Origin of the sequence: Streptosporangium lutulentum, from assembly GCF_030811455.1 — a bacterium.
In the GTDB taxonomy this organism is placed as follows: domain Bacteria; phylum Actinomycetota; class Actinomycetes; order Streptosporangiales; family Streptosporangiaceae; genus Streptosporangium; species Streptosporangium lutulentum.
The window spans coordinates 3,593,829-3,617,482 of record NZ_JAUSQU010000001.1; the positions used below are offsets into that span (position 1 = coordinate 3,593,829).

The following is a 23,654-nucleotide window of genomic DNA, read 5'->3' on the forward strand; positions in this document are numbered from 1 at the left end:
TCCCCACCCCTCGCGGCCCCGGCTCCGTACAGGCGCCGGGGCCGCGTCATGCCCGGCCCACGGTGCCTCCCCACCGTCTCACCGCTCCGACGCCAGATCCGGACACCGCCCAGCTCTTCCGGCATTTTCGTCATTACCAGCACATGTCCCGACCGACCCTTTGCCGTCATCGTCACGCTTCGTAGTCATTGGCGATTTAAGGTGATCACTGCAGGTAGGGAGAGATCCATCTCCTGCTCACCCCCCGGATGGATCCGTTCGATCATTCGGAAGGAAGAGACCTTGCGTAAGAGATTCGTCATGCTCACCTCGGCGAGCGCGGGTGCACTGATGCTCGCCCTCGCGGCACCCGCGATGGCCGCCCCCGAGGCCGACACCATTGTCACGTTCGACGTGACCGCGGGCAGCCTGGACATCACCGCCCCGGCAGGTCCGGTCGATCTCGGCGACGGCGCTCCGGGAAGCACGATCACCAACCAGCTCGGCGTGGTGGCGGTCTCCGACACCCGCGGCGGGGCTACATCGGTCTGGGACGCAACGGTGTACTCGACGGCCTTCACCAACGGCGCGCTGACCATCCCCGTCGGCGCCGTGTCCTACTGGTCCGGAGACTCCCTCCCCGGATCGGAGACCGGCGGCGGCACCTTCACCCCGGGCCAGCCCACGACCGACGACCAAGTCCCCCTGACCGGTACGGCGATCACCGCCATACCGGCCTTCTCCCACTCGGGAGGCACCGGCGGCAGCACGGCGTCATGGAACCCCACCCTGGTGGTCAGGGTCCCCATCACGGCACAGCTCGGCACCTACACGGGAACGGTGACACATCAGGTGGCATAACCGGATCGCTGGACGGTTCGCGCTGACATTGCTGGTCGCGCTCTGCTCGATCGCGATCGGCACGCCTGTGAGCGCGAACCGGACCGCCGGGGAGGATTCCCGCGGCACGATCGGCATCCGGCTGCTCGAGGCGCCCGTCGCCCGCCGCGACGACCCGCGGGCGCTTATGTACATCGTCGACCATGTCTCTCCCGGCACCGTCATCAAGCGACGGCTGGAGGTTTCCAACACCACCGACGAGCTGCAGCGCCTCGCCCTGTACCCGGCCGCCGCCGATATCGTGCACAACAGCTTCGGCATGGCGAGAGGTCACGCCCAGAACGAGCTGACGAGCTGGATGTCACTCGATCGGCCCTCGGTCGCCGTGCCGGCGGGCGGGAACGAGACCGCCCAAGTCACGATCAAGGTGCCGCCGACCGCCTCGCTCGGCGAACGGTACGGCGTCGTCTGGGCACAGGCTGTCGCCAAGCCCGACGACGCTCACGGCGTGCGCGTCATCAGCCGGGTCGGCATCCGCGTCTACCTCAACATCGGGCTCGGGGGTGAACCGCCGTCGGACTTCCAGATCGAGAAGCTGACGCCCATGCGCGCCCCGGACGGCAGGCCGCAACTGTTGGCCACGGTCCGCAACACCGGCGAGCGAACCCTGGACATGAGCGGGACGCTGTCGTTGTCAGACGGGCCCGGTGGCCTGCGTGCCGGGCCGTTCTCCGCCGACCTGGGCGTCACGCTGGCCCCCGACAACGCCGCACCGGTGACCGTGACATTGGACCAGCGGATGCCGGACGGCCCGTGGAAGGCGGAGCTGACCCTGACGAGCGGCATGGTGAAGCGGACGGTCACCGCCACCCTCACCTTCCCGCGATCCGGCATGGGCCTGGCCGTCTCGCCGGACTCGAACCTGCTGACCCTCCTGGGCGTCATCGGAGGGCTGGTCGTGCTCGTGGCCACCTTCGTCCTGGCCATCGGCCTTCGCCGGCGTCGCGCCCGTTCCGTTCAGAGCCGACAGTCGGCCGGCTCCTCCCCTGGCGGAAGCCGTGAGCCCGCGCCCCCGAATTTCGACGACCGGTAACCTGCCCGCCCCGAGACCGGCCTCGGGGCGGGCACAGACAGACGTCGGCCCGACGTGCGGAAAACGAGACCGGCCCGTATCGCAGCAGCTTTTTATTACCGACGAGCAGGGTTTCATTGAAATCACCGGCGATTGGTCTCACATTTTCAGCATGGCCGATCAGTCCCCGCATGTCGGCGGGCTTCGGGAAGAGACCGGCCGCGAGCCGGCGGCGACGATGGTCACGGCGAGTCCATCGGAGAATGTCCGCCGTGCCGGGGAAGGCCGTATGCCGGAATCTCGCAGACCGGATATCCGTCTGATCCGCTGTAATCGCCAGGCTGGAACATTCGAGCCGTCAGTCTGACAAGAAACTGTCAGACCATTCAATATACAACCCATTCCGATATGGATTTTCAGGCTACGCTTGGACCGTGCCTGCCTATGTGGCCGTGGATCTCGGAGCTGAAAGCGGCCGGGTGCTGACCGGCGAATTCGATGGTGAACGGCTCTCGGTCAGGGAAGTGCACCGTTTCGCCAACCGGCCGGTCCGCATTCTCGACGATCTGCACTGGGATGTTCTCAGCCTCCTCGCGGAGACGCGCAGAGGAATCGCGCTGGCCGCCTCCCGGAGCCGGGTCACGAGCGTGGGCGTGGACGCGTGGGGCAACGACTTCGCGCTCCTCGACCGCGACCGGCGGCTTCTGGCCAACCCCCGCCACCACCGTGACCCCTACGCCTCGGGCCTGGTGGGCCTCGTCTCCTCCCAGGAGCACTACGAGGTGACCGGCGTCCAGCCCATGCCGACCAACACCGCCTGCCAGCTACTGGCACACGCCTCCTCCCCGCTGCTGGAGGTGGCCGACCACCTGGCGATGCTGCCCGATCTGTTCACGCTCTGGCTGAGCGGCGAGACGCTCACCGAGCGGACGATCGCGAGCACGAGCCAGCTGCTGGACGCCAGGACCGGCCGGTGGTCGAGCGGCCTCATCGCCCGGCTCGGCCTCCCCCGTCACCTCTTCACCGGCCAGGTCGTCGAGCCGGGTACGGTCGCCGGCCCGCTGCGCGGCGAGGGCTCCGGGGGTCCCGGGGGAATCGCAGTCGTCGCCGTGGCCGGTCACGACACCGCCTCCGCGGTGGCGGCGCTTCCCGTCTCCTCCGGCTCGGTCGGCTACATCTCCTGCGGCACGTGGTCACTGGCCGGGCTGGAGGTCGATCGGCCGATCACGACCCGGGAGGCCAGGCTCGCCGGTTTCACCAACGAGGGCGGCGTCATGGGAACCGTGCGGTTCCTGCGCAACCTCAACGGCCTGTGGCTGCTCCAGGAGTGCCGCAGGGTGTGGGGCTCACGGACCTCGTACGCGGATCTGGTCGCCGACGCCGCCGCCGCGCCGCCCTTCGGGTCCCTGATCGACCCCGATCACCCGGCGTTCCTCCAGCCCGGTGACATGCCCGCCAGGATCGCGGCCTTCTGCCTTTCCACCGGCCAGCCCCCGCCCGCGAACCGCGCCCAGACGGTGCGCTGCGTCCTGGAGAGCCTGGCGTGCTCCCACCGGTGGGCCCTGGAGCAGGCGGAGTTCCTCAGCGACCGCCGGGTGGAGGCCGTACACCTCGTGGGAGGCGGGGCCTCCAGCGACACGCTCTGCCGGCTCACCGCCGACTTCGGCGGGCGCCCCGTGCTCGCGGGGCCGGTGGAGGCGGTCGGGATCGGCAACCTGCTGATGCAGGTCATGGCCGACGGCCGCATCGGCTCCCTCACCGAGCTGCGCGAGGTCGCCCGCCGCTCGTTCCGGCCCCGGCTGTTCGTCCCCGACGACGGCCGCGAGCCGTACGAGATCGCCTACTCCCGGTTCCGGCAGCTGACCGGCATCAGGAGGTTCTGGAGCAAGGCCGCGCCCGCGAGGGGCACGGGCGAGGTGATCGCGGGGACGCTCCCCCGCCGGTGAGCGGGCCCGTCAGTGGGACTCGCGGGAAACCCGGTCCCCGCTGGAACCGACCAGGAAGTCGAGGTCGGCGCCCTGGCTGGCCTGCATCACGTGATCGATGTAAAGGCGCTCCCACCCCCGGGAGGGGGAGGCGAAACCCGCCAGCATCGCCTCCGAGGGCCGCCGCCGTTGCAGGTCCTCCTGCGGGATGTCGAGATCCAGCCGCCTCGCCTCGACGTCCAGGACGATGGGGTCGCCGGTCTCGACCAGCGACAGCGGGCCGCCCGCCGCCGCCTCGGGCGTCACGTGCAGGACCACCGTGCCGTACGCGGTGCCGCTCATCCGGCCGTCGCAGATCCGCACCATGTCCCGCACTCCCCGCTCCAGGAGCTTGGCAGGCAACGGCATGTTCGCCACCTCCGGCATCCCCGGGTACCCCTTGGGGCCGCAGCCGCGCAGCACGAGCACCGAGGAGGCGTCGACGTCGAGATCCGGGTCGTCGATGCGGGCGTGCATGTCCTCGACGCTGTCGAAGACGAGGGCCCTGCCGCGGTGACGCATCAGCTCGGGCGAGGCCGCGGCGGGCTTGACGACCGCGCCGCCCGGCGCGAGGTTGCCGTACAGCACGGCGATGCCCGCGGCGCTCTGCAACGGCTCGCCGCGCGGCCGGATGACGGTCTTGTCCCAGATCTGCGTGTCGTCCAGGTATTCGGTCAGCGGCCTGCCGGTCACGGTCAGCGCCTCGGGATCCAGCAGGTCGCGGACCTCGCGCAGCACGGCGAGCAGCCCGCCCGCGCGGTGGAAGTCCTCCATCAGGTGCCGGCCCGCGGGCTGCAGGTCGACCAGGAGCGGCACCGCGGCGCCGGTGCGGTCGAAGTCGTCGAGCGAGAGCTCGATGCCGAGCCGTCCCGCGATGGCCAGCAGGTGCACCACCGCGTTGGTCGATCCGCCGATCGCCGCCAGCGCCACGATCGCGTTGAGGAACGAGCCCCTGCTCAGCAGGTTGCTCGGGCGGTGCCCCCGCTCGACGAGCTCGACGGCCAGCCGGCCGGTGTCGTGGGCGCTCTGGAGCAGGCGGCTGTCGGGGGCGGGGGTGCCGGCGACGCCGGGGATGACGGTGCCGAGCGCCTCGGCGACGCAGGCCATGGTCGAGGCCGTGCCCATGGTGTTGCAGTGTCCCCGGCTGCGGATCATCGACGACTCCGACCGCATGAACGCCTTCTCCGACAGCGTGCCCGCGCGGACCTCCTCGCTGAGCCTCCACACATCCGTGCCGCAGCCCAGGGCCACCCCACGGAAGGTTCCGGTCAGCATGGGGCCACCGGGCAACACCACGGCGGGCAGGTCGACGGAGGCCGCGGCCATCAGCAGGGACGGAATGGTCTTGTCGCAGCCGCCCAGCAGCACCACGCCGTCGACGGGGTTGGCCCGCAGCATCTCCTCGGTCGCCATCGCGGCCATGTTGCGCCACAGCATCGCCGTGGGCCGGACCAGGGTCTCTCCCAGGGAGACGACCGGAAGGTTCATCGGGACGCCCCCGGCCTCCCAGATCCCCTGTTTGACGCTCTCGGAGACCTCGTTGAGGTGGGAGTTGCACGGGGTCAGATCGGAGGCGGTGTTGGCGATCGCGATGTGCGGGCGGCCGTCGAAGGCGTGCGCCGGCAGCCCCCGTCGCATCCAGGCACGGTGAATGTAGGCGTTCCGATCGGTCCCCGCATACCACTGAGAGCTGCGTTGCTCCACCATCAGATATTTGCCCCCCTTTGCACCTTTGACCCCATTTCTGGAACGGTAGTCTAATATCCGAAATTCACCGAACACCTACAGCATGGAGGTCCCGTCCTTCAGGACGGGAAGAAAACACAGAACGGTCACCCATAGTGGTCTCCCGGTTTTTGTCGGTGGGAATCGGTAGGTTGCTCGGTGTGTCCCGCTACCGGCTGCGACCCTCACCCGCCCAGGAGGCGGTGTTGCTGGAGCACTGCGGGCACGCCCGGTATGTGTGGAACCTGGCCGTGGAACAACACACCCACTGGCAGCGTGGGCGGGCGTCGGCGCCGGGGTTCACCGAGCAGTGCCGCCAGCTCACCGAGGCCCGCGCCGCCTGCGAGTGGCTGGCCGCCGGATCGATCATCGTCCAGCAGCAGGCGCTGAAGGACTTCCACCAGGCGATGGCGAACTTCTTCGGTGCGACCCACCGCCGGCCGAGGTGGCGCCGGCGTGGTCGCGGTGAGGGGTTTCGGATCGTCGCGGTCAAGGCGGGTGATGTGCGCCGCCTGTCGCGCAAGGGCGGCCAGGTGCGGATCCCCAAGGTGGGGTGGGTGCGATTCCGGTGGTCCCGCCCCGTGGGGGAGGCCAAGTCCTTCCGCGTCACCCGGGATGCGGCGGGCCGCTGGCACGTGGCGTTCGCGCTCATCCCTCAGCCGATCCCGGCCCCGGGGACGGGTGCGGTCGTCGGCGTGGATCGGGGGGTGGTGGTGTCGGCGGCGTTGTCCACCGGTGACCTGCTGACCGTTCCCGCATTGGGTGAGGCCGAAAAGAAGCGGCTGGTGCGGTTGCAGCGCGCCCTGGCCCGCGCTAAGCCCGGGTCCAAGCGCCGCACCAAGGTCAAGGTGGCGATCGCCCGGTTGAAGGCCCGGGAGGGTGATCGGCGTAAGGACTGGGTGGAGCAGATCAGCACCGATCTGGCCCGCCGGTTCGACGTGATCGGCATCGAGGACCTGAAGGTCTCCGCGATGACCCGGTCGGCGAAGGGCACCCTGGAGGCGCCGGGTAGGAACGTGCGGCAGAAGGCGGGATTGAACCGGGGCATTTTGGCCAACGGGTGGGAGCGATTGGCGGCCCGGCTGGAGCACAAGGCTCCGGGCCGGGTGTGGAAGATTGATCCGCGGTATACGTCGCAGACCTGCAACGCGTGCAGGCACATCGCCCGGGAGAGTCGCGAGAGCCAAGCGCTCTTCCGGTGCGTGGCCTGCAAGCATCGGGATCATGCTGATGTCAACGCGGCGAAGAACATCCGAGATACCGCCGAGGGATATGCGGTGGCTGCGCGGGGAGGCTTGCCGTTGGGCGGGCCGGTGAACCGCGAACCTCAACGTGACCTTCTCCTGGTGGGGTAGGTGCCGTTGGAATCTTCTGCCCTTTCAGGCAGAGGAGGATGTCAAAATGGAAGGGCTCGCGAGTGAGAGCGTTCGTCGTCACCGGGCCCCGCCGCTTCGCGGTGGAGGACGTCGAACCCCCGGTCGCGGGGGCGGGTCAGGTCGTGGTCGACGTCGAGCGCGCCGGGGTCTGCGGTACCGACGTCGAATTCTTCACCGGCGAGATGGCCTATCTCCATCAGGGTCACGCCGAATACCCGATGCGCCTCGGGCACGAGTGGTGCGGGACCGTCTCCGCGGTCGGTGACGGCGTCGACGAGTCCTGGATCGGCCGGCGCGCCACCGGTGACACCATGCTCGGCTGCGGCCGGTGCCGCCGCTGCCTGAGCGGGCTGCAGCACGTGTGCGAGGACCGCTTCGAGATCGGCATCCGCGGCGGGTGGCCCGGCGCCCTGGCCGAGCGGATGACGGTCCCGGCCACGGCGCTGCACGCGCTGCCGGACACGGTCGACGCGACGGCGGGCGCCCTGGTCGAGCCGGGCGGCAACGCGCTGCGGGCCGTACAGGGGGCGGATCTGGAGTCGGGGGCCAGGGTGCTGGTGCTCGGACCGGGCACGATCGGCCTGCTCGCCGCCCGGTTCGCCCTCGCCCACGGCGCCGAGGTCCACGTCATGGGCCTGTCCCAGCGGTCGCTGGACTTCGCCCGCACGCTCGGGGTGCACGGCGCGTGGACCGCGGACCGGCTTCCCGCGCTGCCGTTCGACGCCGTCATCGACGCCTCCAACGCCTCCGGCCTGCCGGCCCGGGCCCTTGACCTGGTGGAGCCGGGAAAACGAGTGGTCTACATCGGCCTCGCGGGCGGCCCCAGCACCGTCGACACCCGCACGATGGTGCTCAAGGACGTCACGGCCGTCGGGATCCTGAGCGCCTCCCCAGGGCTCGCCGGCACGATCGAGCACTACGCCTCCGGAGCGGTGGATCCGCGACCGCTCGTGGCGGCCACCGTCGGGCTCGACGAGGTCGGCGAGGTCCTCGCGGGATCGCGCCCGGCCGGTTCCGGCCCCGGACCCAAGATCCACGTCGACCCCCGCGTCTGATCGCCCCGGGAACCCGGGAACCCGGGAATCGGCGCCCGGCGCCCGGTGATCAGCGGCCGGCCGGTCCGGACGGCGACCGGTGGGAGCGACGGCCGGCGGTGGGCACGCCCGTGGTCTCACCCCGCCGGACCGGCGCGGACCACGGGCGGATCACGGCCGGAGCATCGGGGAGACGGGCCGGCGTAGAGCATGCCGACGGGGGAAGACAACGGGGCATGAATGAGACAAACAAGCGAACCGTGCTGGTCAGCGGCTCGACCTCCGGCATCGGCGAGGCCATCGCCACCGCCTTCGCCCGCGACGGCGCGACAGTCGTGATCAACGGCCGGAACCGGGAACGCACCGAGGCCGCGGCCGAGCGCGTCCGCTCCGCCACCGGTCACGACGCGTTGCTCCCCGTGGCGGCCGATCTGGCGACCGCCGAGGGCGCACAGATCGTGTTCGACGCCGTGCCGTACGTGGACGTGCTGGTGAACAACCTCGGCATCTTCGGCGCCGTCCCGCTCTTCGAGATCACCGACGAGGAGTGGCGACGCTACTTCGAGGTGAACGTCCTCAGCGGGGTGCGCCTCGCCCGCCACTACACCCCGCTGATGGTGGAGCGCGGCTGGGGCCGCGTGATCTTCATCAGCAGCGAGTCCTCGCTGATGACCCCCAGCGAGATGGTGCACTACGGGGTCACCAAGACCGCGCAGCTCGCGGTGTCGCGCGGCCTGGCGCAGGAGGTCGCCGGCACCGGCGTCACCGTCAACGCCATACTCGCGGGGCCCACGCTCACGCCGGGCGTCGCGACGTTCATCGCCGATCGTGTCGGGGCGGACGTCCCGTTCGAGGAGGCCGAACGGCGTTTCATGGCCGAGGAGCGCCCCGGCTCGCTCCTGCGGCGGTTGATCCGGCCCGAGGAGATCGCCGGCCTGGTCCACTACGCCGGCTCGGACGCCGGCTCGGCCACCACCGGCGCCGCGCTGCGGGTCGACGGCGGCCTGGTGCCCACCGTCATCCCCTGACCGGCCGCCGTCACGGGGGGGCGCTCCAGACGTTCCGGACACGGTACGGCCCGCCGGACGGCACCCCCCGCGGGCCGTCACCCCGGCGGGGCCGCGGGCGTGCGACGCTGTGGGGATGAAGGTCGTGGCCCTGTCCGACACCCACGCGCCCCGGCGGTGGAGATCATGCCCGCCGCGCGTGGCCGAGCATCTCCGGGACGCCGACGTGATCCTGCACGCCGGTGACGTCTGCGTCGCCGGGGTGCTCGACGAGCTCGCCGCCTACGCGCCGGTCCACGTGGTCAAGGGCAACAACGACGGGCCCGACGTGGTCGCGCCGGAGACGCTCGAACTCGATCTCGGCGGGCTGCGCGTGGCGATGATCCACGACAGCGGTGCGGCGCCGGGGCGGCCGGCCCGGATGCGGCGCCGGTTCCCCGGGGCCGACCTGGTGGTCTTCGGGCACTCTCACATCCCCCTCGACCACAGCGAGAACGGCCTGCGCATCTTCAACCCGGGATCACCCACCGACCGCCGCCGCCAGCCCCACGGCACCCTGGGCCTGTTGCTGATCGAGGACGGCCGTCTCCTCGACGCCAGGATCGTCCCGGTCACCTGAGCGGCGGGCTTCCCGGCCGCCCGCGCCCGCCGAGCCGTCCGGTTCGCGAGGCGGAGCGGTGTTCACCGAGCTCACGGGTAGGCTCCCGGACGGACGATCATGAGGACCACGACGGTCGCCCACAGCAGGTTGTAGATTCCGGCGAGCATGCTCAGGGTGCGCAGCCGCCCGCCGTCGTCGGGGTCGGCGAGGGCGTCCCGTTGACGCGGACAGATGTACAGGGCGAGCAGCCCGCCCGCGCCGGCGGTGAGGATCATGGCGATGTTGATCCAGATCTCGCCCATCCGGCCCTGGACGAGGGCCAGGGCGATCCCCACGACGGGCACGACGACGCCGAAGACGCCGTAGCCGCGGGTGATGCGGTGCAGCGCGACGGCCACGGCCCGGTTACGGTCTCCCGGAGCCTCCGGTCGCGGGCCGGCGGGCACCCCCTCGGCAGCCGGACCCACCGCGACACTCGTGGCGACCGGGGCGTAGCGCGGAAACAGACTCGCCGCGACGGCCGAGCCTCCGACGAACACGATGCCGGCGAGCACATGCACCGACAGCAGAAACCCTTCCATCGACTCCCCCTTCGCAACCTTCAGACATACTGAAGCCTAACAGATGCTTCAGTGTGCCTGAAGGTTGCGAAGGGGGACGGACCGCCCCGGGGCGCCTCGCCCGCCCGGTCAGGGCCGGGGAGGCCCCCCGAACGCGGCGCGCACCACGTCGGCGACCTGACGCTGGATCGGGTCGGCGTCCGGGCCGAACAACCGCTCGTCGACCCCGGCCACGGCCTTCATCGCCTCTCGCATGAGACTCGCGCCCTCGGGCGTGACCTCGATGGCCGAGGCGGACCCGGCGCGGGCGGTGTTGTCACGAACCAGCCCGGCGCCGGAGAGCGCCTTCACCGCCGTATGGACGCTCTGAACCGTGATCCCCGACATCCGCGCCAGGTCGCTGAACGACACACCGGGCACGCCGGCGATGTGCCCGAGCAGGCCCAGCCTGCCGACCGTCAGCCCCAGCGGCACAAGAGCGGTGCCGAGTTCGGACTCGATCCGGTGCGCCAGCGTGAGCAGCACGATGGAAGGGCTGGTCTCCGGCGGCCCCGGACGGGTGTTCTCGATAGTCACCCCGCCAGTCTTCCGGACTCGACGGCGACGCGCCGGATCAGGTCACCTCCCGGAGGTTCGGCCGGCCGTGGCCAAGGGGGCGGGCTTCGCGTCGCGGCGGTTGGCGTACACGCTCGTGAGCGTGACAGTGGCCAGGATCGCGACGATGGCCCCCAGCGAGACCGGAGTGGGAATCTCCGGGACCCAGGTCCAGACACCGTGCGCCCAGTGCAGGACGAGCTTGATCCCGATGAAGGCCAGGATGATGCCGAGGCCGTGGTTCAGGTGCCGCAGCTTCGCCAGGACGCTGCGGAGCACGAAGTAGAGTGCCCGCAGGCCCAGCAGGGCGAAGGCGTTGGTGGCGAAGACGAGGAAGGGATCCTCGGTCACGCCGTACACCGCGGGCACCGAGTCGACGGCGAAGACGATGTCGGTGGCGAAGACGGCCACGATGGCCAGCGCCAGCGGGGTCAGAGCGCGGCGGCCGCCCTCACGGACGACCAGGCGGGAGCCTCGGTAGTCGTCGGTGACCGGCATGAAACGCCGCAACAGCCGGATCGTGCGCATGGAGGAGATGTCGACCTCCTGCTCCTTCCCGCTCAGCGCGTCCTTGAGGATCTTGCCGGCGGTGACGATCAGGATCCCGCCGAACAGCAGGAACGCCCACGTACCGCTTTGCAGGACGGCCGCCCCCAGCGCGATGAAGATCGCACGCAGCACCAGTGCCCCGATGATGCCGTACAGCAGGACGCGCTGGGCCAGCGCGGTCGGGACCGCGAAGGCGGACAGCAGCAGCATGAACACGAACAGGTTGTCCACCGACAGCGACTTCTCCACCACGTAACCGGTGAAGAACTCGGTCGCCACCCCGGACCCGAAGGACAGCCATACGTAGACGCCGAAGACCAGAGGCAGGGCCAGGTAGAAGACCGACCAGCCCACCGCCTCGCGTATCCGCACCTCGTGGGGACGCCGGGTCAGCATGAAGTCCAGGGCCAGCAGTGCCACCAGAGCGGCCACGGTGATCGTCCACAGTTGCGGTGAACCGATCGTTTCAAGATTGTCCAACAACAGAGTTGCCTCAGCAGGCATGAAACCTCCTCGAACGTGCTTGGCGTTCGAGGTCTCCTTCACCCGTGCCTGCGGGCGGCCGTCCGGGGACGTTTTGAAACGTCCGTACTGACCGGATCGGCTCTTGGGAAGTACTCCCCTCGTCGTCCCAGGGTAGGCCAGCCACGGGCCGGGATACCACCCCAACCCGGTCGCGGACATTTGACGGGAGTCCGAGCCGCACGGATAGTGGAATCGAAGCGGAGGGGAGTACCCACCGTCCGACGCCCCGATCGTCATCACGGCCCCTGAGAGCAGGAGCCCGGCGGGGTGGCCCCCGTGCGAGACGGGGGTGTGGGAAGACCTTCGCCCTCAGGGTCACGTGTCCGCAGCGTGGTCGAAGGAGGGCTTGATGTCGACCGCCGTGCTTCTCGAAATTCTGCTGGGCGTCCTGCTGACGATCTCCGCGCTCGTCACCGTCGCCGTTCTGTGGCGGGGAAGGCGGCGACCCCTGTCGCCGGCCGTCCTCGAACGGCCCCTTCCTGACCGCCCGCCGCCGCCCGGCCCGAGACAGCGGGACCTGGCCGGACGACGGTGACGTCCGGCCGTCCGTTTCCGGGGGCGGGAACCGCCCGGTCTTTCATCGGTGTTCGTGTGCGATCGTGGTCGCCATGGCCCTGTTGCCCCCGTCCGACGAGCTTCGTCCCCGCATCGCCGCCAACCTGGCCGCCTTCCGGCGGCGGGGAGCCCTGCCGCTGACCGACGGCCTGCGGCACGCGGCGGTCACCGTGTGCGTGCTGGAGGACGACGAGGGCGGGCCGTACACGATCGTGATCAGGCGGGCCGCGCACGGCCGCAACGCCGGGCAGTGGGCGCTGCCCGGGGGACGGCTGGACGAGGGCGAGGACGCCCTGACGGCGGCGCTGCGGGAGTTGGACGAGGAGGTCTCGATCCGGGGCGTGGAGGTGGCCGGGCTGCTGGACGACTTCGTCACCGACTCCGGATTCGTGATCACTCCGGTGGTGGCGTTCGGCGGGCGGCAACGGCCTCGCAGGGACCCGTACGAGGTCGCCTCCATCCACCGGGTGCCGCTGGAGCGGTTCCTGGCGCCGGGGGTGCCGCGCTGGCGGATCGACGAGGAGGGACGGAGCCTGCTGCAGATGCCGCTCGGCCCCTCGATCGTGATCCACGCGCCCACCGGGGCCATCTTGTGGCAGTTCGCCGAGGTCGCTCTCAAGGGCCGTGACCTGCGGGTGGCGGGTGTGGCCCAGCCCCACTGGACACGCCGTTGACCGTGAAACGGAATAACCACCCGCAGACGTCCGTTAGAGTGATCGTGCCGATGTGGTTTGTGTCCCCCGGGCCGCAAATTACCGCCTTCACGGAATACCGTTCGGCTGGAGCCGTGTTGTGCCTCTCGCCGAGGAGGCGACCGCCACATCGGCACCAAACGTCCGCCCCGTGAGCGCCTTCGCTCACGGGGCGTCTCGTTTTTCTGAGTTCGCTTTGAAAAATCCCTAGGTTCGCCCTGGAAGAGGCCCATGGCCTTGGAGAAGCACTAAAAAGGTAGAGTCCTCGCTTGCGCGGGTGCGTACATCTAACGGCTATCGGGACACCACCCAGCGTTGTGAACCCGTCTCATGAGGAGAGCCTGTGCTCTATCGCCTGACCAAGATCTTCGGCGGCCCCGTCCTGCACCTGCTGTGGCCGACCACGGTCACCGGGGAGGAGCACGTGCCAAGGTCGGGCCCGGCCATCCTGGCCTCCAACCACCTGTCGATCGTCGACTCGACCTTCCTGCCGCTGGTGCTTCCGCGCCAGGTGCGCTTCGTCGCCAAGTCCGAGTACTTCACCGGCAACCCCGCCACCGCGATGTGGATGCGGGCCACCGGTCAGATCAGCATCGACCGGCAGAGCCCGACCGCCGCCCAGGACATGCTCGACACGGCCGCGCAGGTGCTCAAGGACGGCGAGCTGTTCGGCATCTATCCCGAGGGCACCCGCTCCCCCGACGGCCGCCTCTACCGCGGCAAGGTCGGGGTCGCCTGGCTGGCCCTCGCCACCGGCGCACCGGTGATCCCGGTGGCGATGGCCGGCACCGACAAGGTGCTGCCGATCGGCGCCTCGGTGCCCAAGCTCGGCAGGGTGAAGGTGCAGATCGGCAAGCCGCTGACGTTCACCGGCTCGGAGCGGAGCGCGCGCGACCGGCGCAGGGTGACCGACGAGATCATGGCGGCGATCGGGGCACTGTCCGGGCAGGAGTACGTGGAGTCCTATACACCAAGCCGGAATAAGGACAAATAGTCGTTTGTAGCCATATGTCGCATTGATAACGCTAAGCTGCGGCACTTCAGGCTTGGAGAACTGGGGGTGGTTCAAATGCCACGTGGCAAGACGATCGCGATCACGTCGATAACCGTTGTGCTGGTGGCAGGGGCCGCCGGCGGCGGCGCGTGGTGGTACCTGCACACCAGGGGCACCCCCCAGGAGACCGCTCAGCGGTTCGCCCAAGCGTGGCAGAAGGGCGACCTGGCCGCCATGCGCGCCGAGCTCGGCGCGGCCGACCCGGCGTTCGACAAGACATACGAGAACATGAGCAAGGCCCTCGGGGTCGAGAGCACCGCCGTACGGCTCGGCTCGGTCCGCGAGACCGGCGACGGCAAGGGGCAGGCGAGCTACACCACCACGCTGAAGCTGAAGAACATCGGCGAGTGGAGCTACTCCGGCACCATCGACCTGGCGGTCGTCGACCGCAACTGGCGGGTCACGTGGTCCCCCGCGGCCGTGCACCCCGACCTGACCGCGGGCACCGCCTTCGCCCTGAAGACCACCTGGCCGGAGCGCGCGAAGCTCACCGATGCCGAGGGCGACCGCATCGACGGCGGCGACGTGGGCGGCTCGGTCCAGCAGCTCGTCGGCTACCTGGACAAGGCCACGGCGAAAGACGTCAAGAGCCTGGGCTCCTCCTACAAGGCGGGTGACGCGATCGGCAGGGGCGGGTTGCAGCAGACCTTCCAGCGGCGCCTGGCCGGCACCCCCTCCACCGAGATCGATCTCGTCGGCGCGGACAAGAAGACCGTGAAAACCCTCGACAAGATCGAAGGGAAGAGCGGCGAGGCCCTGGAGACCACCCTGGACATGCGGGTCCAGCAGGCGGCCGCCGGCGCGGTCCGCGACCTGAAGCAGACCGCCGCCCTGGTCGCGATCAAACCCTCCTCCGGCGAGATCCTCGCGGTGGTGAACAACAAGGGCGGCTTCAACCGGGCGCTCGACGGCAACTACCCTCCCGGCTCGACCTTCAAGGCGATCACCGCCATCGGGCTGCTGGCCGGAGGGATGTCCCCCGGCGATCAGGTCACCTGCCCCAAGGACGTCAAGGTGGGCGGCCTGCCGATCCGCAACTCCCACCACGGCCAGTACGGCTCGGTGTCCCTCTCCGCCGCCTTCGCCTACTCCTGCAACACCACCTTCGCCCCGCTGACCCAGAAGCGGCTGAGCGCCGACAAGCTGACGGACACCGCGGAGCTGTTCGGTTTCAACAAACCGCTCAACATCGGCGTTCCGGCGACGAAGGGCAGCTTCCCCACGCCGCAGAGCGACGCCGAACTGGCCGCGGCGTCCTTCGGGCAGGGCCGCATCACCGCCAGCCCGCTGCTGATGGCCTCGGCCGCCGCCGCGCTGGCCGACGGCACCTGGCGCCCGCCGACCCTGGTCTCCTCCATCAAGCAGAAGACCGAACCGCAACCGCTCCCCGAGGGGATCACGTCCGAAATCGGTCAGATGATGTCCGCGGTGGTCACCATGGGAACCGCCAAGGACGCGGGCCTGCCGTCCGGCACCCGGGGCAAGACCGGCACCGCGGAGTACGGCTCGCAGGACGACCTGAAGACACACGCCTGGTTCATCGGCTACCGCGGCGATCTGGCCTTCGCGGTGATCGTCGAGGAGGGCGAGGGCGGCGGAACGGTCGCCGCCCCGGTGGCCGCCGACTTCCTGCGCGCCCTGAACTGATTCTCTCGCCGGCGCCGGGGGCTTCCGCCGATGCCGGGGAGCGCGGGGGCCACCGCGAGGATCGGGCTCACAGGGGAAGAGCGGCGGCCTCGTGGCGCAGGACCATGATGAGGAGCATGGCGATCAGTGTCGCGATCAGCAGCCAGCTGAACATGATGATGACCGTCGATCGGCGGGGGCGCCTGGCCGGCCGCTTCCCCTCCTTGTTTTTGGCATCACGCCTGCGCCGGCCGCCCTCCTTGCGCTGAACGCGCTCGTTGAACGACTCCAGCCGCGCGACCAGTCGCGGGTCCTCGTCTATCAGGTGACGCTCGATCTGCAGCAGCATCCGCTCCTCGTCCTGCGACCAGGCCATGCCGCACCTCCCGGGAAAGCAAGGCGTGTGCCGACGTTCTGCCCAATCATGAAGATCATTATCCGTTCCGAGGGTCTTGATTTACTTCTTCTTTTCGCCAACGCGATCAAAGCGGTCGATCATGCCCCGGCCGTAGGGGCGAGAAGGTGACGGAGGAGGTGTTGGGCGGTTCCCAGCGTTCTCGACGATCTAGACATTCCAGATCGCAGATCTTTTTCAGAACCTGTTTCGTACGGCTCGGCGCTCAACCAGACCCAGCACGGCGTCGGCTGTCTTGCCGAAGAGCGCGAGCAGCAGGATGGCGAGCAGGAGAATGTCGGTACGTCCCGTGTTCTGGCTGTCGATCAGCAGGAAACCGAGTCCCTTCGACGACGCGATGAGCTCGGCGGCGACCAGGAACAACCAGCCCTGCGCGAGGCCGAGCCGGAGCCCGGCGAAGACCGCGGGCGCGGCGCTGGGCAGCTGGATCCGGGTGAGCAGTTCCAGGCCGCGCAGGCCGTAGGCCCGCCCGGCCTCCACCAGGTGGGGGTCGACGTGGGCGAGCGCGGAGGACACGGTGGTGTAGACGGGAAAGAACGCGCCGATCGCCACCAAGACGATCTTCGGCCCTTCCCCGATCCCCAGCCAGAGCACCAGCAGCGGGACCCAGGCCAGGGAGGGGACGGCGCGCAGCGCGGCGATGCTGGGCGCCAGCAGGCGCCGGACCGGCCGGTACAGGCCGACGAGCACGCCACCGGCCAGCCCGGCCACCGCCCCGGCGCCGAACCCGATGAGCACCCGCTGGACGCTGATCGCGATGTGCTGCCACAGCTCTCCTCGCCGTACCAGCTCGCCCAGCGCCGACAGCACGCTCAGCGGCTGCGGCAACTGGCTCGGCGTGAATGCCTCCGCGACCGTGGCGAACTGCCACGCGGCGAGCACCGCCAGCGGCACGAGCACCCCGAGGGCCACTCCGCCGAGACGGGGGAACCCGGGCTTCTCACGCACCCGCTCCGGTGTCGCGATCACCGGCTTCCGTTCGGTGCCGGCGGTCATGACGCGTGTGCCTTCTCCGCGAAGGCGGGGTCGAACAGCGAGTCGAGCGCGGCCCGGGCCTCGTCGGCCGAGCGCACCTGGTTCTCCTCCACCAGGATCGGCAGGATGCGTTCGAGCACCGCGCGCTGCTCGGGGCCCGGCACCGGGCTGATCTCCGTCTTGGTGCGCTCCGTCAGCACGAGCTTGGCGATCTCGGGTGAGAGCTTGGCCTCCTCGGCCAGCAGCGTCACGGTCTCGTCCGGATGCGCGCCGATCCACGCTCGGGCCTTCTCGTAGGCGTTGACGACGGACTGCACGAGATCCGGGTGGTCCTTGATGAAGGCCTCGCGGGCGTTGAGGAAGCCGTACGACGTGAACGCCGGATTCCGGTAGATCAGCTTCGATCCGGCGTCGATCTGGCTCTGCGCCATGAGCGGGTCGAGCCCGGCCCAGGCATCCACGTCGCCCCGTTCCAGCGCGGTCTTCCCGTCCGCGTGCTGCAGGTTGACGACCTCGACGTCGGCCCCGGTCAGTTTCGCCTCGTGCAGTGACTGGAGCAGGAAGAAGTACGGGTCGGTCCCCTTGGTGGCCGCCACCTTCCTGCCCTTGAGTCCGGCGATGCCGGTGATGGAGGACGTCTTGGCCACCACGAGCGCCGCCCACTCGGGCCGGCTGTACACCTCGATCGCCTTGATGGCGGTGCCGTTGGCCCGGGCCTGGAGTGCGGCCGCCCCGGCCGTGGAGCCGACGTCGATCGTCTCGGCGCGCAGGTTCTCGTTGGCCTTGTTGCTCCCCGCCGACAGGACCCAGGTGACCTTGGTCCCCTTGGCGGAAAGCTCCTGTTCCAGCCAGCCCTGCTTGCGGACGACAAGGCTGAGCGGGTTGTAGTAGGCGTAGTCGAGCCGCAGCGCCCCGGCGGCCGGGGCGGCGGTGCCCTCTCCGGACGCGCACCCCGTCACCAGGGTCGCGAGCAGGGTGGAGACAAGAAAGGCTCGGCGGCGAATCATCGCGGGGTCTCCTTGAAGGGGGTGGGACGGGGAACGCCGAGGCGGTCAAGAAGGTCCGCGCGCAGGGCGGCGAGTTCGGGGTGACCGCGGTCTCGGGGACGGGGGTAGGGGACGTCGAGCACGGTCAGAACCGTCGCACCCTCGTGCGGTTCCTCCCCACCGAGGAGGATCACGCGATCGGCGAGGTGCAGCGCCTCGTCGACGTCGTGGGTGACGAGCAGGACCGTGGTGTTCGCGCGTCGCTGGACGTCGGCCAGGAGGTCCTGCATCCGCAGCCGGGTGAGGGCGTCGAGCGCGGCGAACGGCTCGTCGAGCAGCAGCACGCCCGGACGCCGGGCGAGGGCACGGGCCAGCGCGGTTCGCTGGGCCATGCCTCCGGAGATCTGCCGTGGCCGGTGCCGATGGAAACGGTCGAGGCCCACGACCTCCAGCCAGCGGCGTACGGCCTCGCGGCCGCTCGCGCGAGGTGTGCCCCTCGGCAGCCCGAGGGCGACGTTGCCCACCAGGTCCAGCCAGGGAAGCAGCCTCGGCTCCTGGAAGACGACGGCGCACCGTTCTTCGATGCCGCGCACCTTCCTGCCTTCGACGACCACGTCGCCGCTGGTGGGCTCGTCGAGACCCGCGACGAGCCGGAGCAGGGTCGACTTGCCGCACCCGGAGGGCCCGAGGATCGCCACGATCTCACCGGGGACGATCTCGAGTTCGAGATCACGGAGAACGACGTGGCCGGCTGCGCCCGCCCGGACGCCGAACGTTCGGCCGACCCCTCGCAGAACCACACTCGCGGGCCCGGCCTCCACGGCCGGGCTCAAGGAAGATCCCATTGGATCTTTCTACCACATAAAACCTACCTAATTAATAGGTTAAATGGTCATATCGGCCGGGGAACATCCGTACATGGGCGGAAGGTCGCCACCGCCTCGGCCCCGCCCACGGAGGCGCCGGCGGCGGGCCTGGGGTTCTCCGTCAGCCGTGGATGGCCGGTGGCATTCGATCACAGTCCGGCATGACGTGAGCAGCCTCTCCGATGCGCCGCCGGGGCCGGGCAGGGCTACCTCGGTGGACGGGTTGCTCCCGGTCATCACGAGCGTGAAATCATGATCGGGTGACCGGAGTCGTTCCCGGCCACCCGATCATGGAGCGACACGATGCCCGCCTACCTTCGATTTCCGACGATCTTCGGCGACATGGTCGTCTTCGCCGCCGAGGACGATCTGTGGATGGTGTCCACCACCGGCGGAAGGGCCTTCCGGCTGACCGCCGGGGAGGCCGAGGCGGGATATCCCCGGTTCTCCCCGCGCGGCGACCAGCTCGCCTTCGTCGGCCGCGAGGAGGGGCCGGAAGAGGTCTACGTGATGCCCGCCGACGGCGGCGCGGCCCGGCGGGTCACCTACCACGGGGCACGCTCCACCGTCACCGGCTGGGACCCCGACGGCGCCATCGTGTACGCCAGCGACGAGTGCCAGCCCATCGAAGGACAGAACTGGCTGCATCGGGTCCAGCCGTACGGCATCCCCGAGCGCCTGCCGTACGGCCCGGCCAACACCATCTCCTACGGCCCGCAGATCGTGCTCGGCCGCAACACCGCCGATCCCGCCCGGTGGAAGCGTTACCGGGGCGGCACCGTAGGTGATCTGTGGATCCAGATCGACGGCACCGAGCGGTTCCGGCGGCTGATCGCCCTGCCCGGCAACCTCGCCTCGCCCTGCTGGTGCGGGGACCGTGTCTACTTCGTCTCCGACCACGAGGGCGTCGGCAACATCTACTCCTGCACCGCCGACGGCGGCGACCTGCGCAGGCACTCCGACCACGCCGACTACTACGCCCGCAACCTGTCCGGCGACGGCCACCGGCTGGTCTACCACGCCGGAGCCGAGCTCCACCTGGTGGAGGACGGCGAGTCCCGCCCGATCGAGGTGCGGTTGCGCAGTTCACGCACCCAGCGCAACCGCCGTTTCGCCCCGGCCGAGGACTTCCTCGACAGTGCCACACTCAACCCCGACGGCAGCGGCCTGGCCGTCACCACCCGGGGCAAGGCGTTCTCCTTCGCAGCCTGGGAGGGGCCGGTGCGCCAGCACGGCTCGCTGTACGGCGTCCGTTACCGTCTGCTGAACTGGCTGAACGACGGCGAGCGGCTCATCGCGGCGGCCAGCGACGACGGTGATCGCGAGGTGCTGGTCGTGCTCACCGCCGACGGCAGCGCCGAGCCGGTCCGGCTCGACCACCTCGACACCGGCCGCGTCACCGCGCTGGAGGTCTCCCCCAGGGCCGACAGGGTCGCGATCGCCAACCACCGCAACGAGCTGATCATCGTCGATCTCCCGAGGGGGGACGGCCTCACCGCGGACGCCGACTCCCCGAAGGGCACCGGCCCCGAGGAGGACACCGGCCCTGCGGAAGGCGGCGGCCCCACGCGGAACGCCGATCCCGCGCAGGACACCGGCCCCGAGGAAACCACCGGCCCCGGACGGAACGCCGGCTCCATGGAGGACACCGGTACCGCGCGGTGCGGCGAACCCGGCAGGAGCACCGTGGTCGACTCCAGCCGGTTCGGTGCGATCGAGGACCTCGCCTGGTCCCCCGACGGCCGCTGGCTCGCCTACGCCTGCCGCGACACCGCGCAGACCATGGCGATCAAACTGTGCCGGGTCGAGACCGGCGAGACGTCCTTCGCCACCCGACCGGTGCTGTGGGACACCTGCCCCTCCTTCGACCCCGGCGGCGACTACCTCTACTTCATCGGCCGTCGCGTCTTCAACCCGGTCTACGACGAGCTCCAGTCCGCCCTGGGCTTCCCCCTCGGTTCCCGCCCCTACGCCGTCGCGCTCCGTGCCGACGTCGGCTCCCCCTTCGTCCCCGAGCCCCGGCCGCTCAAGGACGACGACGATGACGACGACGGCGGCGGCGAGGAGGAGATCGAGGTCGTCATCGACCTGGAGGGCATCGAGAACCGGGTCGCCGGCTTTCCCGTCCCCGAGGGCCGCTACGACCGCATCGCCGGGATCAAGGGCAAGGCCGTCTACCTCACCTTTCCCGTCGAGGGCAGCCTCGGCGACGACTACGCCGACTCCTCCGATTCCTCCGACGGCACGCTCCACCTCTACGACTTCGCCAAGCAGAAGCAGGAGACCCTGGTCGGGGACGTGTCCGAGTTCCAGCTCGGCCGTGACGGCGCCACCCTGCTCTATCAGGCGGGCAAGCGGCTCCGAGTGATCAGGGCGGGTGAGACGCCCGAGGAGGACGACTCGTCGAACCGTACGGGCGGCTGGGTCGACATGCACCGGGTCAAGGTGTCCATCCGCCCGGAGGCCGAGTGGCGTCAGATGTTCCGTGAGGCCTGGCGGCTGCAGCGGGAGAACTTCTGGAGCGAGGACATGGCCGGGATCGACTGGGACGGCGTCTACCGGCGCTACCTGCCGCTGGTGGATCGCGTCACCACCCGCGGGGAGTTCTCCGACCTGCTCTGGGAGCTCCTCGGCGAGCTCGGCACCTCCCACGCCTACGAGAGCGGGGGCGCCTACCGGTCCCGGCCGCACTACCGGCAGGGAAAGCTCGGCGTCGACTGGTCCTTCGAGGACGGCCACTACCGGATCGCCGGGATCGTCAACGGCGACCGCTGGGACCCCGAGGCGACCTCACCGCTCAATCGCCTCGGGGTGGACGTACGGCCGGGCGACGTGGTGCTGGCCGTCAACGGCCAGCCCGTCGGCCCGGAGGCCGGCCCGGACGAGCGACTGGTCAATCAGGCCGACCAGGAGGTCCAGCTCACGATCAGGCGCGGGCAGGAAAAGCGGACCGTCACCGTGAGGGCCATCGGCGACGAGCAGCCCGGCCGCTACCGCGACTGGGTGGAGGCCAACCGGGCCCGCTGCCACGAGCTCAGCGGCGGCCGGATCGGTTACCTGCACATCCCCGACATGGGCCCGGAGGGATACGCCGAGTTCCACCGCGGTTTCCTCGCCGAGTACGACCGCGAGGGCCTGGTGGTGGATGTCCGCTTCAACGGCGGAGGCCACGTGTCGGCCCTGCTGCTGGAGAAGCTCTCCCGGCGGCGCCTCGGCTACGACTTCCCCCGCTGGGGCGTGCCCGAGCCCTATCCCGACGAGTCGCCGCGAGGACCGATGGTCGCGATCACCAACGAGTGGGCGGGCTCGGACGGCGACATCTTCAGTCACACCTTCAAGGTGCTCGGCCTGGGCCCGTTGATCGGCAAGCGCACCTGGGGCGGTGTGATCGGCATCTGGCCCCGGCACCAGCTGGCCGACGGCACGGTCACCACCCAGCCGGAGTTCTCCTTCGCCTTCGACGACGTGGGCTGGCGGGTGGAGAACTACGGCACCGACCCGGACATCGAGATCGACATCACCCCGCAGGACTACGCCAGGGGCGTCGACACCCAGCTCGACAAGGCGATCGAGGTCGCCTTGGACCGCCTGGCCACGCATCCGCCGCACACGCCCAACCCGGATGCCCGGCCCCGGCTCCCGGTGCCGTCCCTGCCACCCCGGCTGAGAGCTCAGCCGTAGGCGTCGCCGCCCGCGGGGCTCAGCCCGCGGACTCCATGAGCCGCCCGGCCAGCGCCCTGACCTCCCCGCGCAGCTCGTCCGGTGCGATCACGGTGAACGGCCAGCCGAGCCCTGCCAGCATCTGCGCCATCCCGTCCAGCCGCTCGGCCCTGGCGGTCATCACCACCCCGTCGGGGGTCTCGGCCAGTGCCGCCGCGGAGGCCGGGATCCGTCCGGCCGCCTCCTCCAGGGTGGTGGCCAGCAGCACCTTCACCTCATGCCGGTACGGCACCGCCGACAACGATCGGACCACGTGCGCCACCGGGTCGAAGCCGTCGGGAGCGTCGAACGCCCGCTCGGTGCGCCTGGCACTCGCCACCCGGTCGACCCGGAAGGTCCGTACCTCCCCGCTGTCGTGATCGAGCCCGGCGACGTACCAGCGCCCGGAGTGGAAGACGATGCCGTAGGGGTCCAGGTCGCGCTCGGAGTCGTCTCCGCGCCAGGACCGGTAGGCCAGCCGTACGGTGACCCGGCTCCGGGCGGCCTCGGCGAGCGCGAGCAACGGCCCGGCCTGCGGGGTGCTCGCCCGCGCCGGGGTCCCGGTGTGATCCAGCGTCGCCGACACCGCCTCGACCCGCTCGCGCAGCGGCCCCGGGAGCACCCGCTGGATCTTGGCCAGCGCGCTCTCGGTCGCCGTCTCCCCCACCGCCAGCCCGGTCCGGCGCCCGGCCATCAGCCCCAGCACGACGGCCGTGGCCTCGTCGTCGGTGAGCATGAGCGGCGGCAGCTTGTAGCCGGGCAGGAGGCGGTAGCCGCCGTAGCGGCCCCGCTCTGCCTCCACCGGCACCCCGATCTCGGACAGCCGCACCGCGTAGCGGCGCACGGTCCGCTCGTCGACCTCCAGCCGGACGGCGAGCTCCGGCCCGGTCAGACCGGGAGCGGCCTGCAACAGCTCCAGCAGCGCGAGCACTCGGGTGACGGTCATCGAAACTCCTCGCA

Annotated in this window: 21 protein-coding genes; 12 read left to right on the forward strand and 9 right to left on the reverse strand. The window is 70.2% G+C overall.

Annotation, left to right across the window (positions count from 1 at the left end; all coding sequences use genetic code 11):
• The first annotated feature begins 282 nt into the window (after nt 1-282).
• The 3 genes from J2853_RS16055 (at nt 283) to J2853_RS16065 (ending at nt 3,837) form a co-directional block, all read left to right on the forward strand.
• On the forward strand, nt 283-840 hold the full coding sequence (locus J2853_RS16055) for a hypothetical protein (protein ID WP_307558715.1): 558 nt from the start codon (nt 283-285) through the stop codon (nt 838-840).
• Nucleotides 841-907: 67 nt separating this feature from the next.
• Entirely contained in the window at nt 908-1,912 is a 1,005-nt protein-coding gene (locus J2853_RS16060; protein ID WP_307558717.1) for a COG1361 family protein, read from the forward strand.
• A 413-nt stretch (nt 1,913-2,325) separates the two neighbouring features.
• Nucleotides 2,326-3,837, forward strand: coding sequence for a rhamnulokinase (locus J2853_RS16065; protein ID WP_307558719.1), 1,512 nt, complete (start codon nt 2,326-2,328; stop codon nt 3,835-3,837).
• Nucleotides 3,838-3,846: 9 nt separating this feature from the next.
• Here J2853_RS16065 and J2853_RS16070 read toward each other — a convergent pair whose 3' ends face one another.
• Nucleotides 3,847-5,562 carry an IlvD/Edd family dehydratase gene (locus J2853_RS16070; protein ID WP_307558721.1) on the reverse strand — a complete coding sequence of 572 codons (1,716 nt, stop codon included), beginning with the start codon at nt 5,560-5,562 and terminating at the stop codon, nt 3,847-3,849.
• A gap of 179 nt (nt 5,563-5,741) precedes the next feature.
• Here J2853_RS16070 and J2853_RS16075 point away from each other — a divergent pair, with 179 nt between their 5' ends.
• The 4 genes from J2853_RS16075 (at nt 5,742) to J2853_RS16090 (ending at nt 9,616) form a co-directional block, all read left to right on the forward strand.
• Nucleotides 5,742-6,935: an RNA-guided endonuclease InsQ/TnpB family protein gene (locus J2853_RS16075; protein WP_307558722.1), complete on the forward strand. Its 1,194-nt coding sequence runs from the start codon at nt 5,742-5,744 to the stop codon at nt 6,933-6,935.
• 62 nt (nt 6,936-6,997) lie between these two features.
• Nucleotides 6,998-8,011: a zinc-dependent alcohol dehydrogenase gene (locus J2853_RS16080; protein ID WP_307558724.1), complete on the forward strand. Its 1,014-nt coding sequence runs from the start codon at nt 6,998-7,000 to the stop codon at nt 8,009-8,011.
• A 215-nt stretch (nt 8,012-8,226) separates the two neighbouring features.
• On the forward strand, nt 8,227-9,018 hold the full coding sequence (locus tag J2853_RS16085) for an SDR family NAD(P)-dependent oxidoreductase (RefSeq protein ID WP_307558726.1): 792 nt from the start codon (nt 8,227-8,229) through the stop codon (nt 9,016-9,018).
• A 115-nt stretch (nt 9,019-9,133) separates the two neighbouring features.
• Nucleotides 9,134-9,616 (forward strand): metallophosphoesterase family protein, encoded by a 483-nt coding sequence (locus J2853_RS16090; RefSeq protein ID WP_307558728.1) that lies wholly within the window; start codon nt 9,134-9,136, stop codon nt 9,614-9,616.
• A gap of 71 nt (nt 9,617-9,687) precedes the next feature.
• Here J2853_RS16090 and J2853_RS16095 read toward each other — a convergent pair whose 3' ends face one another.
• From J2853_RS16095 to J2853_RS16105, 3 genes are all read right to left on the reverse strand, one after another.
• Nucleotides 9,688-10,179 (reverse strand): hypothetical protein, encoded by a 492-nt coding sequence (locus J2853_RS16095; protein ID WP_307558729.1) that lies wholly within the window; start codon nt 10,177-10,179, stop codon nt 9,688-9,690.
• A 108-nt stretch (nt 10,180-10,287) separates the two neighbouring features.
• Complete coding sequence (locus tag J2853_RS16100; protein WP_307558731.1) at nt 10,288-10,734, reverse strand: MarR family winged helix-turn-helix transcriptional regulator; 447 nt, start codon at nt 10,732-10,734, stop codon at nt 10,288-10,290.
• A gap of 42 nt (nt 10,735-10,776) precedes the next feature.
• Entirely contained in the window at nt 10,777-11,805 is a 1,029-nt protein-coding gene (locus tag J2853_RS16105) for a TerC/Alx family metal homeostasis membrane protein (RefSeq protein ID WP_307558733.1), read from the reverse strand.
• Between the two features lie 370 nt (nt 11,806-12,175).
• On the opposite strand from J2853_RS16105, the gene J2853_RS16110 reads away from it, so the two are divergent.
• From J2853_RS16110 to J2853_RS16125, 4 genes are all read left to right on the forward strand, one after another.
• The gene (locus J2853_RS16110; protein WP_307558735.1) at nt 12,176-12,361 is read left to right on the forward strand and encodes a hypothetical protein; all 186 of its coding nucleotides are present in this window, start codon (nt 12,176-12,178) and stop codon (nt 12,359-12,361) included.
• 73 nt (nt 12,362-12,434) lie between these two features.
• On the forward strand, nt 12,435-13,055 hold the full coding sequence (locus J2853_RS16115; RefSeq protein ID WP_307558737.1) for an NUDIX hydrolase: 621 nt from the start codon (nt 12,435-12,437) through the stop codon (nt 13,053-13,055).
• A gap of 361 nt (nt 13,056-13,416) precedes the next feature.
• On the forward strand, nt 13,417-14,067 hold the full coding sequence (locus J2853_RS16120; protein WP_307558739.1) for a lysophospholipid acyltransferase family protein: 651 nt from the start codon (nt 13,417-13,419) through the stop codon (nt 14,065-14,067).
• A 75-nt stretch (nt 14,068-14,142) separates the two neighbouring features.
• The gene (locus J2853_RS16125; protein WP_307558741.1) at nt 14,143-15,774 is read left to right on the forward strand and encodes a penicillin-binding transpeptidase domain-containing protein; all 1,632 of its coding nucleotides are present in this window, start codon (nt 14,143-14,145) and stop codon (nt 15,772-15,774) included.
• Nucleotides 15,775-15,841: 67 nt separating this feature from the next.
• Here the strand turns inward: J2853_RS16125 and J2853_RS16130 are convergent, their stop codons facing one another.
• The 4 genes from J2853_RS16130 to J2853_RS16145 all read right to left on the reverse strand — a co-directional run bounded on the left by J2853_RS16130 (nt 15,842) and on the right by J2853_RS16145 (nt 18,974).
• Nucleotides 15,842-16,129, reverse strand: a complete 288-nt coding sequence (locus tag J2853_RS16130) for a DUF3040 domain-containing protein (RefSeq protein ID WP_307558742.1) — start codon at nt 16,127-16,129, stop codon at nt 15,842-15,844.
• A gap of 216 nt (nt 16,130-16,345) precedes the next feature.
• On the reverse strand, nt 16,346-17,164 hold the full coding sequence (locus J2853_RS16135; protein WP_307558744.1) for an ABC transporter permease: 819 nt from the start codon (nt 17,162-17,164) through the stop codon (nt 16,346-16,348).
• Entirely contained in the window at nt 17,161-18,150 is a 990-nt protein-coding gene (locus J2853_RS16140; RefSeq protein WP_307558746.1) for an aliphatic sulfonate ABC transporter substrate-binding protein, read from the reverse strand. Before J2853_RS16140 ends, J2853_RS16135 begins: the two co-directional genes overlap by 4 nt.
• A complete protein-coding gene (locus J2853_RS16145; protein WP_307558748.1) occupies nt 18,147-18,974 on the reverse strand; it encodes an ABC transporter ATP-binding protein in 828 nt (275 codons plus the stop codon). The genes J2853_RS16140 and J2853_RS16145 overlap by 4 nt, the downstream gene beginning before the upstream one ends.
• A gap of 324 nt (nt 18,975-19,298) precedes the next feature.
• Here J2853_RS16145 and J2853_RS16150 point away from each other — a divergent pair, with 324 nt between their 5' ends.
• The gene (locus J2853_RS16150) at nt 19,299-22,676 is read left to right on the forward strand and encodes a S41 family peptidase (protein WP_307558750.1); all 3,378 of its coding nucleotides are present in this window, start codon (nt 19,299-19,301) and stop codon (nt 22,674-22,676) included.
• Nucleotides 22,677-22,695: 19 nt separating this feature from the next.
• Here J2853_RS16150 and J2853_RS16155 read toward each other — a convergent pair whose 3' ends face one another.
• Nucleotides 22,696-23,640: a helix-turn-helix transcriptional regulator gene (locus tag J2853_RS16155; protein ID WP_307558752.1), complete on the reverse strand. Its 945-nt coding sequence runs from the start codon at nt 23,638-23,640 to the stop codon at nt 22,696-22,698.
• Between the last annotated feature and the right edge of the window lie 14 nt (nt 23,641-23,654).

Excerpts from the sequence above, each read along its gene's own strand:
- J2853_RS16105 (WP_307558733.1), bottom strand. The coding sequence starts at position 11,805 with ATGCCTGCTGAGGCAACTCTGTTGTTGGACAATCTTGAAACGATCGGT.
- J2853_RS16085 (WP_307558726.1), top strand. The coding sequence starts at position 8,227 with ATGAATGAGACAAACAAGCGAACCGTGCTGGTCAGCGGCTCGACCTCC.
- J2853_RS16140 (WP_307558746.1), bottom strand. The coding sequence starts at position 18,150 with ATGATTCGCCGCCGAGCCTTTCTTGTCTCCACCCTGCTCGCGACCCTG.
- J2853_RS16135 (WP_307558744.1), bottom strand. The coding sequence starts at position 17,164 with ATGACCGCCGGCACCGAACGGAAGCCGGTGATCGCGACACCGGAGCGG.
- J2853_RS16130 (WP_307558742.1), bottom strand. The coding sequence starts at position 16,129 with ATGGCCTGGTCGCAGGACGAGGAGCGGATGCTGCTGCAGATCGAGCGT.
- J2853_RS16125 (WP_307558741.1), top strand. The coding sequence starts at position 14,143 with ATGCCACGTGGCAAGACGATCGCGATCACGTCGATAACCGTTGTGCTG.
- J2853_RS16145 (WP_307558748.1), bottom strand. The coding sequence starts at position 18,974 with ATGGGATCTTCCTTGAGCCCGGCCGTGGAGGCCGGGCCCGCGAGTGTG.
- J2853_RS16090 (WP_307558728.1), top strand. The coding sequence starts at position 9,134 with ATGAAGGTCGTGGCCCTGTCCGACACCCACGCGCCCCGGCGGTGGAGA.
- J2853_RS16115 (WP_307558737.1), top strand. The coding sequence starts at position 12,435 with ATGGCCCTGTTGCCCCCGTCCGACGAGCTTCGTCCCCGCATCGCCGCC.
- J2853_RS16070 (WP_307558721.1), bottom strand. The coding sequence starts at position 5,562 with ATGGTGGAGCAACGCAGCTCTCAGTGGTATGCGGGGACCGATCGGAAC.
- J2853_RS16095 (WP_307558729.1), bottom strand. The coding sequence starts at position 10,179 with ATGGAAGGGTTTCTGCTGTCGGTGCATGTGCTCGCCGGCATCGTGTTC.
- J2853_RS16150 (WP_307558750.1), top strand. The coding sequence starts at position 19,299 with ATGCCCGCCTACCTTCGATTTCCGACGATCTTCGGCGACATGGTCGTC.
- J2853_RS16110 (WP_307558735.1), top strand. The coding sequence starts at position 12,176 with ATGTCGACCGCCGTGCTTCTCGAAATTCTGCTGGGCGTCCTGCTGACG.
- J2853_RS16155 (WP_307558752.1), bottom strand. The coding sequence starts at position 23,640 with ATGACCGTCACCCGAGTGCTCGCGCTGCTGGAGCTGTTGCAGGCCGCT.